This window comes from Advenella alkanexedens, assembly GCF_019132845.1.
In the GTDB taxonomy this organism is placed as follows: Bacteria; Pseudomonadota; Gammaproteobacteria; order Burkholderiales; family Burkholderiaceae_B; genus Advenella; species Advenella alkanexedens.
This window is the reverse complement of sequence record NZ_JAHSPR010000002.1, coordinates 1-14,847: the sequence shown is the minus strand read 5'-3', so window position 1 is coordinate 14,847 and position 14,847 is coordinate 1. Positions and strand designations below refer to the sequence as shown.

Sequence of the window (14,847 nt, the reverse complement as noted above, 5' to 3'; positions counted from 1 at the left end):
CGGACTAGCTCGAACACCTCAACCCGACATTACTGATAGGGGTCAAGAATACGAACAAATTCACGCTTCCAGCCTACATTAATCCGATTACCCACTTTCAGGGTCTGGCTCAGCAAGGCAATAGGCTGCTTGACCACAAAATTCGGATTGTCATACAGATTCAGACGCAAACGGACATGATCCCCAAAATAAACGAATTCCAGAATTTCACCCTGGCCGTTTTGTTCGGTACTGCCGGCAGGGGGATCAATCACGACACGCTCGGGGCGAATGGAAACCGACACCATATCACCAGCCTTGAGGGACGGATTGGCCAGCACGCCCTGCATTTGTGTACCATTGTCAAGCAGAACCGTGCCATACTCATTTCCAACCTCGGTAATACGGCCATGCGTACGGTTATTCTCACCAATAAAATTGGCAACGAATGCAGTGACCGGCCGCTCATAAAGCTCTTCGGGTGAATCGATCTGCTGGATGACACCATCATTGAAAACCGCCACGCGATCGGACATGGTCAGGGCCTCGCCCTGGTCGTGGGTGACATAGACCACCGTAATGCCCAGCTTGTTGTGCAACCGCTTGATCTCGTATTGCATATGCTCACGCAATTGCTTGTCAAGCGCACCCAAGGGCTCATCCATCAGCACTACCTGGGGCTCGAATACCAGTGCCCTTGCCAGAGCCACCCGTTGCTGCTGCCCACCTGAAAGCTGGCTGGGAAAACGGTTGCCGAACTGATTCAGTTGCACCATGGCCAAACCGTTTTCCACCCGTTTTTTTATCTCGTCCTTGCCCATCCCCCTCACTTTCAGGGGAAAGGCCAGATTTTCAGCCACTGTCATGTGCGGAAACAGGGCATAGTTCTGAAACACCATGCCAATATTGCGTTTATAAGCAGGTACATCGTCCAGCGAACGCCCTGCCAGCTCTATGGTGCCCGAGGTGGGCGTTTCAAAACCGGCAAGCATCATCAGGCTGGTTGTTTTGCCTGAACCTGACGGACCCAGCAATGTCAGGAACTCACCATGTTGTATATCCAGATTCAGGTTTTTAACAATCATGGAGCGTCCGTCATAGCTTTTCTGAACATTCCTGAAACGCACCAGAACATCCGTATTATTGCTGTCAGGTCCAGACATAAGCATTATCTCCTCTGTTTAGCCATTCAATCTTTCATGAACAATATCAAGCGCCTGTTTGAATTTATCCACCATCTCATCCACCTGCTCAACCGTAATGATCAGGGGTGGGCAAAAAGCAAGCGTATCGCCGATATTGCGTGAGATGACGCCCAGATCCTGCAATACTTTGCCTACCATGGTGCCCAGCTGTCCCGGGACTTCCAGCGCTGTTTTCTTGGCTTTGTCGATTACCAGCTCAACACCGGCAATCAGGCCAACGCCACGCACCTCACCCACCAGCGGATGATTTTCCAGCTCATGCAATCGCTTGAGCATATGTGCACCCACGGTTGCCGCATTTTCCACCAGATTGCGCTCTTTAATAATATTCAGGTTTTCGATGCCAACCGCCACCGCCACCGGATGACCGCCTGCGGTAAAACCATGTCCCAGCACGCCCAGCTTGTTACTTTCATCGGCAATCGGATTGAACATTTTCTCATTCAGCAAAATAGCGGACAAAGGCTGGTAAGAAGAAGAAATTTGTTTGGACAGCACCAGTACATCGGGTTTCAGGCCAAAAGTTTCAGAAGCGAACATTTTCCCGGTACGGCCAAAGCCACAAATCACTTCATCAGCAATAAAAAGGATGTCATGCTTTTCCAGAACCGCCTGGATTTTCTCCCAATAAGTAGCAGGCGGCACAATCACGCCACCCGCCCCCATAACCGGTTCGGCAATGAACGCGGCAATGGTTTCAGGGCCTTCTTTCTGGATCAGGTTTTCCAGTTCCTGGGCCATACGGGTTGAAAACTGTTCTTCACTTTCGCCTTCCTGTGCATCACGCCAATAATGCGGACATGCCGTATGCAAAATGCGATCGATAGGCAAATCAAAGCCGCGATGATTGCCTGGCAGACCGGTCAGGCTGGCAGACGCTACGGTAACGCCGTGGTAGCCCTTAAGGCGACTGATGATTTTCTTTTTGTTGGGCAAACCCAAAGCATTGGAACGATACCAGACCAGTTTGACGACCGTATCATTGGCCTCGGAGCCGGAGTTGGTAAAGAACACCTTGCTCATGGGCACTGGTGCGATATCAATGAGCATTTTGGCAAATTGGGCAGCCACATCATGGGTTTTATGCGTGAACTGATGATAAAACGGCAATACTTCAAACTGACGCATGGCGGCCTGGACCAGCCTTTTTTCGCTAAAGCCCAGGGCCACACTCCATAATCCAGCCATGGCCTCCAGATATTTCCGGCCATGAATATCTTCAACGTAAACCCCATCTCCCTTGACGATGACCAACGGCCCCTGTTCCTGATGCTTGCGGGCATTGGTATAAGGGTGCAAGTGGTAATTGATATCGTCACTTTCCTGCTGAATTAATGTATTTTCCATTTGGGTCTCCGTAACAGTCGAATATTGCACAATCAAGTCAGTTCTGTTTTTTTATCCTAAGACAGGAAACCACAATCGGCTATATCCACTTGTGTAATTTTGATCAGGCCAGTTGCATTTTCAGGCACCACTGAAGAACAGTCCACGCTCGCCTTCAATGAAAACTTGCTGCAGGCGATCAACCGCTCCGGCAATATCCCGGGTAGGTACGCCACCATAGCCCAGTACCAGGCAAAGCCCGTGTTCCGTGGGTTTGCGGAATTTGACCTGACGCACAATCATGCCGTGGCGACGGGCACAAAGCGAGAACTGTTCGAAACTTAACAAAGTATTGAATCGGGCCATTAGGTGCAAACCCGAATTACCCTGTGAAAGGGTCACTTTATTGCCGAAAACCGCTTTGAGCCTTTCCCGGAACAAGGCGCCACGCTCAAAATAAATAGCCCGCATTTTCTTGATATGCCGGTAGAAGTGGCCTTCATTGATAAATTCAGCCAGGGACGCCTGCAACTGCAACATGCCTGGCAAGTACAGGTTTGAAATGGCCCGCCGCATGGCGGGCGCCAGCCCTGGAGGCACCACCATATAGCTCAGACGCACCCCGGAAAACATGGTTTTACTGAACGTACCGAAATAAATGACATGATTGCCCTGATCCAGGCTTTGCAAAGAGGGCAAATGCAAGTCATCATGCCTGAACTCACAGTCATAATCGTCCTCTATCACCCAGAGCTGATGCTTTCGGGCAAGCGCCAGGATCTTCTCGCGCCGCTCCATCGACATGGTGACACCGGTGGGGTACTGGTGTGAAGGCGTGACATAGATGAATTTGCCGTTTACGGCAATCATGTCATCCTCCAGCGCGATTCCCTCTTCATCAAGCGGTATGCAGTTAACCTTTACCCCCCCTGCCTCAAATACCGACTCGGTCGCCCAATAAGGCGGATCCTCAATATAGGCCTGCTGCCCGGGGTCACTCAGCAGCCGGGTACATAAATCCAGCGACTGGGGCGTGCCAAAGGTCACAATAATCTGGTCGGGATCACACTGCAGGGAGCGGGAAATGGCCAGATAAGCGGCAATGGCCTTACGCAATTCCACATATCCGCCCGACTCGGCGTAGCCCGACAGGTGAAGATATTTTTTTGAATAATATTTGCCCAGGATTTTTCGCCAGATATGAAACGGGAACTCGGAGACATCGGGGATACCGGGCACAAACTCCCCCTTGGGTTGCGGCGGACTGCTTTCCGACAACAGCAACCTGGCTCCCCTTTCGGAATATACCCAGGACTTCATGACAGGCGCATTGCCGGAAGGCACCAGCGGTGTGACCACCTTTGAGACATACGTGCCACTGCCTTCCCTGCTGTACAGATAACCTTCGGTAATCAGGCGCTCATAAACCAAAGAAACGGTAATTCGCGAAATACCCGCCTCTTTGCTCAGAAAACGGGAAGAAGGCAGCTTTTTGTCTGGTGGCAATTTACCATTGTTGATCAGATCATGAATGATTTGATAAAGCTGACGTTGCAATGGGGTTTTATCATCACGATTCAGCTTTTCAAGCACCAGTTCAGCTAATGGAATTTCAAACATAAGACTCGCACATCAATTATTATTTTCATATTTAATTCAAAATTGAAATTGTTGTTTTTTTATAACCATGAACTAAAAAAGCATCAGACAATCCCATTCCAAATTCACGCTTCATTATCCATGAGCATTTATGGTTGTAATAACCAGTTAACGATTTATTGCATTTCATTTATATGATTCATTGCATTTATATTCATTTTAATAATCCCGCAATCCATATCCACCAATCCTGCAGCCACCTCATCACTTCACGGGAAAACCCCTATTTCCTTTAAAAAACAAAAATTGCGATGATGTCACCATCATCACTTTTCTTCAGGCTCAACCTTCAGGGTTCCGCCCAAAAACCGGCCTGACACGGAAAATGATTCAATAATGCCAAACACAAGGATGTGAAATTATGCTCAAACATGCTCGTTCAGCCATTGTTACAGGCTTCATACTCAGCGCCTTTACTGCTGCCGCCTCTGCTCAAAGTCTTACCGTTGTTTCTTTCGGTGGTGATGCAAAAGTCGCCATGGAAAAAGCCTACTTTCAGCCTTTTGAAAAAGAAACCGGCATCAGAATCAATTCTGCGGACTGGAACGGGGAGATGGGAAAAATAAAAAGTATGGTCGACACCAATAGCGTCCAGTGGGATGTGGTAGAGGTTGAGGCCCCCGAACTGGAGCGCGGTTGCGCCGAAGGCATGTTTGAAGAAATTGATTACAGCAAAGTTATCCCGCAATCCGACTTTATCGAAAATGGAGCACTTGAGTGCGGTGTGGGCACATTTATCTGGTCGGTGGCCCTGGCCTATAACAAAGACAAACTGAAGGAAGCCCCCACCTCATGGGCTGACTTCTGGGATGTAAAAAAATACCCGGGCAAACGATCCCTGCGCAAAGGCGCCAAATACACACTTGAAATTGCCCTGATGGCCGATGGCGTGTCTCCCAAAGACGTTTACACAGTACTGGCAACCCCAGAAGGCGTTGACCGTGCCTTCAAGAAACTGGATGAAATCAAACCCTATATCCAATGGTGGGAGTCGGGTGCACAACCCGGTCAATACCTGGTGGCCGGTGATGTCGTCATGTCTTCCGCCTACAATGGCCGAATTACCCATGCCATCAACCAAGAAAACAAACGCCCGCTTGGCCTGGTCTGGGACCAGAGTCTGTATGCCATTGATTATTGGGCCATTCCCAAAGGTTCTCCCAATGTTGAAAACGCCCATAAGCTGATCAAGCATGCCAGCCAGCCCGAGAACCTGGTGGCCTTTTCAACACTCCTTCCCTACGGCCCGCCAACCATAGCAGCCATTGAGGCCCTGCCGGCTGACATCGCCAAAGACCTGCCCAGCTCCAAAGAAAATATGGAAAACGCCATTGCGCTGGATGTCAATTTCTGGACCGATTACGGCGATGCCCTTGAGCAGCGCTATAACGCCTGGGTAGCGCAATAAGCAAGCAGTTAAAAACAAAAAAACCACCTGATCATCTCCTGGCTTTCCCGCCAGGAGATGATTGCATTCTGACTGGCAAACCCATGCATGGAACCCGGCTTTTCCATGGTACAGTTATTTTTTTCCACGCACGCATATTTTTAACTAGAAGGAAAGCCATGTTTGAGCATTTAGCACCTTATGCCGGTGACCCCATTTTCAGAATTGGTGATATGTTCCGCCAAGACCAGCGCCAGAATAAAGTGGATCTGACCGTTGGACTTTATTATGATGGAAAAGGGCAGATTCCCGTCCTGGACAGTATCCATCAAGCCGAACTGAAACGTGCTCAGCAACCCGAAACCCGCCAATATTTACCCATGGAAGGTTTACCCAGCTATCGTAGCGCCGTACAAAAACTGCTTTTTGGCACTGAATGCGCTGCCCTGAACGAAGGGCGCATTGTGACCATGCAAAGCGTGGGAGGCACCGGTGCCCTGCGTATTGGCGGAGAGCTCCTGCACTTGGCCAGCCCCAACAGTGAAATCTGGATCAGCAACCCGGGTTGGGATAACCACCACGCCATTTTTGAGGGTGCCGGCCTGAAAACCCACACCTACCCCTATTACGATTCCGTCAAAGGCGTGCTGCTATTTGACGAAATGAAGCAAACCTTCCAGAACCTTGCCGCTGGCAGCATTGTGCTGCTGCACCCCTGCTGCCACAATCCGACCGGCGCAGACCTGTCCACCACGCAATGGGAAGAAATTGCCGATATCATTGTGGATCGCAAACTGATCCCGTTCCTGGACATCGCCTATCAGGGTTTCAGCAACGGCCTGGATGAAGATGCCTTTGCCGTGCGTCTGCTGGCTGCCAAAAACATTCCCATGCTGGTTGCCAATTCGTTTTCCAAGAATTTTTCTTTTTATGCCGAACGCTGTGGTGCACTTTCAGTGATTTGCCAAAATACCCATGAAGCCGACCGGGTACTCGGACAAATCAAACTGCTGGTACGCCGTATTTACTCCAACCCGCCCTTGCATGGTGCCCGCATGATCTCCGATGTGCTTAACGACCCGGAGCTGTTTGCCCTATGGGATAGCGAAGTCAATGAAATGCGTACCCGCATCCGGAACATCCGCCAGAAAGCCTACGATATCCTGCACGCGCAGGCACCTCACTTCGACAGCTCGTTCATCATTAAACAAAATGGCATGTTCAGCTACACCGGTTTAAGCCTGGCACAAATTGAAAAACTGCGTACCGATTATGGTGTTTACCTGATCGACTCAGGCAGGATCAGTGTACCCGGCCTTAACGAAAACAACGTGACCTACTTTGCCGAATCGGTCAGCAAAGTAGTCTAAAACCCAAATTTCAAATAAAAAGTTTTATTCAAAACACTAACTGAGGATTGAAAGAAAATGAGTCAATATGAAGCACTGAGTCTGTATATAGATGGCGAGTTTATTTCTGGTGGAGGACGCAAAACCCAGGACGTCATCAACCCGGCAACCCTTGAAGTGCTGGGGCAACTGCCTCATGCCAGTGAGGCGGATCTGGATCGTGCCCTGTCCGCTGCGCAGCGGGCGTTCGACTCATGGAAGCACAGCTCTCCCATGGAGCGCTCCGCCATTTTACGCAAGGCTGCCCAATTATCCCGTGACCGTGCCCAGGAAATTGGCCTGAACCTGACCCGCGACCAAGGCAAACCTTTGGCCGAAGCGGTAGGTGAAATCATTTCATGCGCCGACCACTGCGACTGGCATGCCGAAGAATGCCGTCGCATTTACGGTCGGGTCATTCCTCCCCGCACACCCAATGTGCGCCAGATCGTGGTACGTGAGCCGATTGGTGTATGTGCCGCTTTCACTCCATGGAACTTCCCTTACAACCAGGCTATCCGTAAAATTTCAGCAGCGATTGGCGCCGGTTGCTCCATTATCCTGAAAGGCCCCGAGGACTCCCCCAGTGCCGTCATGGCGATTGCCCGCATCTTTCACGACGCCGGCCTGCCCAAAGGGGTCTTGAATATTGTTTGGGGTGAGCCCGCCAAGGTATCCGACTACCTGATCCGCTCCCCGATCGTACGTAAAGTCTCCTTTACCGGCTCGGTACCGGTTGGCAAACAGCTGGCTGCCTTGGCAGGTGCCCACATGAAGCGCATCACCATGGAACTGGGCGGTCACTCTCCCGTACTGATCTTTGATGATGCCAATATCGAGCAGGCAGCCAAGAGCCTGGCCAAGTTCAAGATCCGCAATGCCGGTCAGGTCTGCGTGTCGCCCACCCGCTTTTATGTCCAGGAAAAAGCCTATGACCAGTTCCTGGATATTTTTGTTGGTGCCTTGAAAAACATCCAGGTGGGTGATGGTACGGCCCAGGGAACCGAGATGGGTCCCCTGGCGCACGAGCGTCGCATTGGCAGCATGAGCGCTTTTGTCGAAGATGCCAGACAGCGTGGCGCAACCATTGAACTGGGCGGTGACCCCCTGTCACAAACCGGTTATTTCTTCCCGCCAACCGTTGTTACCAATATTAAAGATGATGCCAAGCTTATGACCGAAGAGCCTTTTGGCCCGATTGCACCGGTGGTTAAATTCAGCAACACCGATGAAGTTCTGGCCAGGGCCAACAGTCTGCCTTTCGGCCTGTCTTCATACGTCTTTACCAATTCACTGCAAACCGCCACCAAAGTATCCAATGCTCTTGAGGCGGGGATGGTCAATATCAACCACTTCGGTTCTGCCTTGCCTGAAACTCCCTTTGGTGGCGTGAAAGACAGTGGCATCGGCAGTGAAGGCGGTACCGAAACCTTTGACGGATATTTGGTCACCAAGTTTATTACACACATATAACAAACAAGCGGTTTTTACACTTTCACCGCTATTGAAAAATTATATATTTATATCTAAAACCGCGAAAAACCTTGTTTTTCGCGGTTTTTCTCTTTTCTACCCGCTTTAATCTTAAATCCTTATGGAAAGCACCTATAGCGAGCCAATCTGTTTCTAACGCATACTCATCCTGTACCAAAGGCATGGGGAGACACCTGTGTTTTCAATCACTATTTTTTAAAATTAATGCATAACATGAGTGATTTAATCTTAGAAACAAAAAACCTGACCAAGGAATTCCTTGGTTTCGTGGCGGTAAATGATGTAAACCTGCAGGTGCAGCGCGGTCACATTCATGCGCTCATCGGTCCCAACGGCGCAGGTAAAACCACCTGCTTCAATTTGCTGACCAAATTCCTGCGTCCCACCGCTGGCAATATTCTTTTTAATGGCACCAATATTACGGCTGAAAAGCCGGCTCAAATCGCACGCAAGGGCATTATCCGCTCCTTCCAGATTTCAGCCGTTTTCCCCGAGTTGACGGTGCTGGAGAATGTACGCATCGGTCTGCAACGCCAGCAGAACAATTCTTTTCACTTCTGGAAAAGCAACAGATGCCTGCATGAGCTTGACGACCAGGCCAGGGAATTGCTGGCCGAAGTTGACCTGCTTGAATTTGAAAATGAAATCACCTCCAACCTGCCTTACGGGCGCAAACGGGCATTGGAGATTGCCACCACGCTGGGCATGAAGCCCGAACTCATGCTGCTTGACGAACCTACTCAGGGTATGGGGCATGAAGATGTGGACCGGGTCACCCAACTGATCAAAAAAGTCAGCGTCGGCCGCACGATCCTGATGGTCGAACACAATATGAACGTGATTTCCTCGATTGCCGACAAAATCACCGTTCTGGCACGGGGCGCCACGCTGGCCGAAGGCAGTTACCAGGAAGTTTCACGTAACCCCGCCGTGATGGAAGCTTATATGGGCACTTCCGAAGGTCAACTGGAAGGGGCTCACTGACATGACAGCACTCGCACTTGAAATCAAGGATTTGCAGGCCTGGTATGGTGAATCGCACATTCTGCATGGCGTCAACATCAGCATTCCCAAAGGAAAGGTCATTACCCTGCTGGGGCGTAACGGCGCAGGCCGTACCACCACCCTGCGGGCCTTGCTGGGACTAACCGGCACCCGCAAAGGCTCCATCAAGATCCATGGTGTTGAAGCCATTAACCTGCCCACCCATAAAATCGCCCATCTGGGTATTGGTTATTGCCCCGAAGAACGCGGCATCTTTGCCAGCCTGAGTTGTGAGGAAAACCTGCTTTTGCCTCCGCAGCTCAATGGCCGCACCGCTGGCGACAAAGGCATGTCCCTGGCGGAAATCTACGAAATGTTTCCCAACCTGCTCGAGCGCCGCCACTCACCGGGAACCCGACTGTCGGGTGGTGAGCAGCAGATGCTGGCGGTGGCCCGGATTTTACGCACAGGTGCCAATATCCTGTTGCTGGATGAAATTTCAGAAGGTCTTGCTCCTGTCATTGTCCAAACCCTGGCCCGCATGATCACGACCCTGAAAGCCAAAGGTTTCACCATTGTGATGGTCGAACAGAACTTTCGCTTTGCCGCCCCCCTGGCCGATCATTTCTATGTCATGGAACATGGTGAAATCGTGGAACAATTCCCGGCTTCCGAGCTGGCCGCCAAACAGGACACTCTCCATACCCTGCTGGGTGTCTAAGCTATTTTTCATTCTATCCCCGGAGACAAACATGAGAATAAAGAATTCAACAAAATTGAAAAAAACAGCCTTGGCTACGGCAATTACCCTGTCCACACTGGGCCTTGCCCAAGCCCAGGGAATTTCCGATGACATCATTAAAATCGGCTTCATTACCGACATGTCCGGTGTGTATTCCGACCTGGACGGCCCTGCCGGTGGCGAAGCCATTAAAATGGCCATCGAAGCCGCTGGCGGTGAAATCAATGGAAAAAAAATAGAACTGGTGACCGCTGATCACCAAAACAAAGCTGACGTGGCATCGGCCAAAGTCCGTGAATGGATCGACCAGGACAAGGTTGACATGATTATCGGTGGCACCAACTCAGCCACCGCACTGGCTTCGGCTGCCGTTGCCGCCGAAAAGAAAAAACCCTATATCTCGATCGGTGCCGGCGCAACAGCCCTCACCACCACCCACTGCACCCCATTTACCATTCACTATGCCTATAACACCAAGGCACTGGCCAATGTAACCGGTTCTGCCGTTTATAACCAGGGTGGTAAAACCTGGTTCTTCATCACCGCCGATTACGCTTTTGGCCACTCCCTTGAACAGGACACCATCAATGTGGTGAAAGCCGCCGGTGGCACCATCAAGGGCACGGTTCGCGTGCCATTAAGCACCACCGACTTCTCCTCTTACATGTTGCAGGCCCAAACCTCTGGTGCTGAAATCCTGGGCTTGGCCAACGCGGGGGGCGACTTCATCAACTCCATCAAGGCCGCCAGCGAATTTGGCGTAACGCCAGGCATGAAACCAGCCGGGCTGCTGGTATTCATTAACGACGTGCACGCACTGGGCCTGCAAGCCACACAGGGTCTGTACCTGACCGCCCCCTGGTACTGGAACCAGGATGACGAGTCACGGGCATGGGCCGCCAAGTTCGAGGAACGCATCAAGCGCAAACCCTCATTCGTTCAGGCAGCCGACTATACTGCAGCCGAAACCTACCTGAAAGCCGTCAAGGAAATCGGCACCGATGACGGTGAAGCCGTCATGAAATGGTTCAAGTCCAACACAATTAACAACTTCTTCGCCAAAGATGGCATCGTCCGGAAAGACGGGTTGATGGTCCATGACATGTACCTGATGCAGGTCAAGACACCGGAAGAATCCAAAGGCCCATGGGATTACTACAACGTTGTTGACAAAGTTTCAGGAGAAAAGGCTTTCGGTCCCGCGAGTGAATCCACCTGCAAACTGTAAACGGCACTTCATACAGATTCGCACTGTAGTCATGACAGCCTCTACCCGGGGCTGTCACAACACCAGTTAAAACATGTGGTCAATAAATAAACTGAACGTTATGCATTATGATTGATATTTTCGGCATCCCTATTCAAGCCTTTCTTGGCCAGATTTTGCTGGGCCTTGTAAACGGTTCTTTTTACGCAATTCTCTCATTGGGTCTGGCCGTCATTTTTGGCCTTCTCAATGTCATCAACTTCGCCCATGGTGCTTTATACATGCTGGGCGCCTTCCTGGCCTGGATGGGACTGCAATACCTGGGGCTTAATTACTGGGTCATGCTGATTGTCGCCCCTATTCTGGTTGGCATTTTTGGCATGATCATCGAACGCTTGCTGCTGCGCCATTTATACAAGCTCGACCATCTTTATGGCCTGCTGCTTACCTTCGGCATTGCCCTGTTGATCGAAGGCGTTTTCCGCAGCTTTTATGGTGTCTCGGGCCAACCCTATCCCACCCCGGAAAGCCTGCGTGGTGCGGTCAACCTGGGCTTCATGATCCTGCCCATTTACCGTGGCTGGATTGTGCTGGCGTCCATCATTGTTTGCCTGTTCACCTGGTTCATGATTGAAAAAACCCGTCTTGGCTCGTTATTGCGTGCCGGTACTGAAAACCCCAAGCTGGTTGAAGCATTTGGCATTAACGTACCGCTTATGATTACCCTGACTTATGGTTTTGGTGTTGCCCTGGCCGGTTTTGCCGGTGTGCTGGCCGCCCCCGTGCTGCAAGTATCCCCCCTCATGGGCGCCAACCTGATTATTGTCGTGTTTGCGGTCGTTGTTATCGGTGGCATGGGCTCCATCATGGGTTCTATTGTGACCGGTCTTGGCCTGGGGGTGATTGAAGGACTGACCAAAGTATTCTGGCCTGAAGCTTCCAGCACCGTAGTCTTCATTATTATGGCCATTGTTTTATTACTCCGCCCTGCCGGACTTTTTGGGAAAGAAAAATGAATCGACAAATCCTTGGCTATGCATTATTTGCCATTGTGGCCGCCTCATTGCCTGCGTTCGGCATATACCCCATTTTTGTCATGAAAATCCTGTGCTATGCCCTGTTTGCATGCGCTTTCAACCTGCTTCTGGGCTACGTTGGCCTGCTCTCTTTCGGACACGCCGCTTTCCTGGGCAGTGCCGCCTATGCAACAGGCCATGCCATTAAAGTATGGGGATTTTCACCCGAGCTGGGTATTCTTTACGGCATCCTGATTGCCGCCATCCTTGGTTTCGTGATCGGGGGTCTGGCGATCCGGCGCAGCGGTATTTACTTCACCATGATCACGCTGGCAATGGCCCAAATGGTTTTCTTTTTCTATCTGCAAGCACCATTCACCGGTGGTGAAGACGGTTTGCAAGGCGTGCCCAGAGGCTATCTCTTCGGCCTGCTCGACCTGAAAAACGACCTGAACCTTTACTATGTGGTAGTTGGCATCTTCATGATTGGTTATTTCCTCTGCTGGAGAACCGTCAACTCGCCCTTTGGTCAGGTCCTGAAAGCCATCAAGGAAAATGAACCCCGTGCCATTTCGCTTGGCTATGATGTAGACAAATACAAGCTGCTGGCTTTTGTCCTGTCCGCTGCCATTGCCGGACTGGCCGGTGCCACAAAAACACTGGTTTTTGTGTCAGCCACGCTATCCGACGCCATGTGGCAAATGTCAGGTATCGTTGTATTAATGACCCTGATTGGTGGCGTGGGTACCTTTACAGGTCCGGTCATTGGCGCTTTCATTGTCGTCATGCTCGAAAACAAGATTGGTGATTTGGGCCGCATGATTGCCGATACGACTGGCGTACAATGGTTTTCAAGCCTGGGTGAATCGGTTACGATTGTCATGGGACTCATCTTTATCATCTGCGTGATGGCCTTCCGAAAAGGAATCGTGGGAGAACTATCACATTTTTTCACCGCAAGACAAACTAAAAGCCAATAGTTACAAATAACTCTTAAACCTTGCAGGCGACCCGCAAATTTCTAGGCAATTACCCTTATTATTTGTATTTATGCTTGCAAGGTTCCGCTTGTTCTTACTATTATCTGCCCTTCTTCGAAATAGATTATTTCTATAAGTATATTTTTTCGATGCAGATTTTACAAATTGTCAAGGAATTTATATGAAAAAATCCCTTTTAACCGCAGTTTTCAGTGCTGCCGCCATCATAAGTGGCACGTCATATGCAGCTGACTTCCCAAGCAAACCCATTCGCGTTATTGTTCCTTTTGCGCCTGGCGGCTCTACCGATATCGTAACCCGGATCGTCACTGCCAAAATGAGTGACATCCTGGGCAAACCAATGGTAGTGGAAAACAAAGCCGGTGCGGGTGGTGCCATTGGCGCCTCTGAAGCTGCGCGCGCCAAACCTGATGGCTATACCCTATCCATTGCAACCGTTTCAACCCTGGGCGTCAACCCTGCCTGCAAACCCGAAGGACTGGGTTATGACCCCCTGAAAGATTTTGCGCCGGTTTCCAACTTCGTCAACGTGCCCAACGTACTTGAAGTCAACCCCAAATTTCCTGCCAATGACTTCCAGTCCTTCCTGGCCGAAGTCAAGGCCAATCCCAACAAATACTCTTACGGTTCATCGGGCACCTGCAGTGTTCTGCACCTGTTTGGCGAAGCCTTCCGCCTGGCCACCGACACCGACATCGTTCATGTTCCCTATCGGGGTTCAGGCCCGGCAGTTACCGATGCCGTGGGTGGACAAATTGGTATTTTGTTCGACAACCTGCCATCCTCTTTCCCACAAATCGAAGCCAAAAATCTTCGTCCTCTGGCAATTGCCTGGGAAGAACGTCTGGACAGTATGAAAGATGTTCCCACCTTTAAAGAGCTGGGTTACCCTGAATTGAACCAACCCGTCTGGTATGGTCTGCTGGCACCTGCCGGTACTCCCGAAGACGTGATTGCCACCCTGAATAAAGCAACGCTTGATGCATTGAAAGACCCCACCGTGATTGCTGCCCTGGAAAAACAAGGGGCCTTCCCAGCAGGTAACTCACCTGAAGAATTTGCCAAGGAAATCCAGCAACAGTATGACTGGGCCAAGGATGTTGTAAAAAAAGGCAATATTGAATTGCAGTAATCCCTGCGATTTTTATAAAAAAGCGGATGAAAGCCTCATCCGCTTTTTTGCCCGATCCATTATAAATCTCACACATTTCATCTATTTAACTAAGGTTATAAGTTATGCACATTAAGAATCAACAGGACTTCTGGTCCGGCTTGATGTTCATCGCTCTAGGAATTGGCTTTGCCCTGTTCGCCACGAGCTATGACATGGGTACGCCTGCCCGTATGGGGCCTGGCTATTTTCCATTCTGGCTGGGTGTCGTCCTGGCCTTGCTGGGCGGTGTGGTCACCATTGGTTCACTGCGTGGTGAAGAAGCCGATGACCATCATATTGGCAAAT

13 protein-coding genes are annotated in these 14,847 nt (G+C 50.5%); 10 read left to right on the top strand and 3 right to left on the bottom strand.

The genetic code is table 11. The features are described 5' to 3' along the window. Positions 1-29: 29 nt before the first annotated feature. The 3 genes from KU392_RS02550 to pdxR all read right to left on the bottom strand — a co-directional run bounded on the left by KU392_RS02550 (position 30) and on the right by pdxR (position 4,130). Complete coding sequence (locus KU392_RS02550) at positions 30-1,142, bottom strand: ABC transporter ATP-binding protein (protein WP_169293342.1); 1,113 nt, start codon at positions 1,140-1,142, stop codon at positions 30-32. A gap of 18 nt (positions 1,143-1,160) precedes the next feature. Next, positions 1,161-2,531: an aspartate aminotransferase family protein gene (locus KU392_RS02545; protein ID WP_169293341.1), complete on the bottom strand. Its 1,371-nt coding sequence runs from the start codon at positions 2,529-2,531 to the stop codon at positions 1,161-1,163. Positions 2,532-2,651: 120 nt separating this feature from the next. Then, positions 2,652-4,130 (bottom strand): MocR-like pyridoxine biosynthesis transcription factor PdxR, encoded by a 1,479-nt coding sequence (gene pdxR / locus KU392_RS02540; protein WP_169293340.1) that lies wholly within the window; start codon positions 4,128-4,130, stop codon positions 2,652-2,654. Between the two features lie 400 nt (positions 4,131-4,530). Here pdxR and KU392_RS02535 point away from each other — a divergent pair, with 400 nt between their 5' ends. From KU392_RS02535 to KU392_RS02490, 10 genes are all read left to right on the top strand, one after another. Next, positions 4,531-5,577, top strand: coding sequence for an ABC transporter substrate-binding protein (locus KU392_RS02535; protein ID WP_217734485.1), 1,047 nt, complete (start codon positions 4,531-4,533; stop codon positions 5,575-5,577). Positions 5,578-5,735: 158 nt separating this feature from the next. Then, positions 5,736-6,926, top strand: coding sequence for an amino acid aminotransferase (locus KU392_RS02530; protein WP_217734484.1), 1,191 nt, complete (start codon positions 5,736-5,738; stop codon positions 6,924-6,926). A gap of 57 nt (positions 6,927-6,983) precedes the next feature. Beyond that, positions 6,984-8,417, top strand: coding sequence for an NAD-dependent succinate-semialdehyde dehydrogenase (locus KU392_RS02525; protein WP_169293337.1), 1,434 nt, complete (start codon positions 6,984-6,986; stop codon positions 8,415-8,417). A 234-nt stretch (positions 8,418-8,651) separates the two neighbouring features. After that, positions 8,652-9,422, top strand: coding sequence for an ABC transporter ATP-binding protein (locus KU392_RS02520; protein WP_169293336.1), 771 nt, complete (start codon positions 8,652-8,654; stop codon positions 9,420-9,422). 1 nt (position 9,423) lies between these two features. Continuing rightward, a complete protein-coding gene (locus tag KU392_RS02515) occupies positions 9,424-10,143 on the top strand; it encodes an ABC transporter ATP-binding protein (protein ID WP_169293335.1) in 720 nt (239 codons plus the stop codon). 31 nt (positions 10,144-10,174) lie between these two features. Then, the gene (locus KU392_RS02510) at positions 10,175-11,392 is read left to right on the top strand and encodes an ABC transporter substrate-binding protein (protein WP_169293334.1); all 1,218 of its coding nucleotides are present in this window, start codon (positions 10,175-10,177) and stop codon (positions 11,390-11,392) included. 107 nt (positions 11,393-11,499) lie between these two features. Continuing rightward, positions 11,500-12,387: a branched-chain amino acid ABC transporter permease gene (locus KU392_RS02505; protein WP_200236323.1), complete on the top strand. Its 888-nt coding sequence runs from the start codon at positions 11,500-11,502 to the stop codon at positions 12,385-12,387. Further along, entirely contained in the window at positions 12,384-13,367 is a 984-nt protein-coding gene (locus KU392_RS02500) for a branched-chain amino acid ABC transporter permease (protein WP_217734483.1), read from the top strand. Before KU392_RS02505 ends, KU392_RS02500 begins: the two co-directional genes overlap by 4 nt. A gap of 181 nt (positions 13,368-13,548) precedes the next feature. Beyond that, a complete protein-coding gene (locus tag KU392_RS02495; RefSeq protein WP_169293332.1) occupies positions 13,549-14,520 on the top strand; it encodes a tripartite tricarboxylate transporter substrate binding protein BugE in 972 nt (323 codons plus the stop codon). A 104-nt stretch (positions 14,521-14,624) separates the two neighbouring features. Next, a partial coding sequence (locus KU392_RS02490) for a tripartite tricarboxylate transporter TctB family protein (protein ID WP_217734482.1) occupies positions 14,625-14,847 on the top strand: 223 nt, incomplete at its 3' end.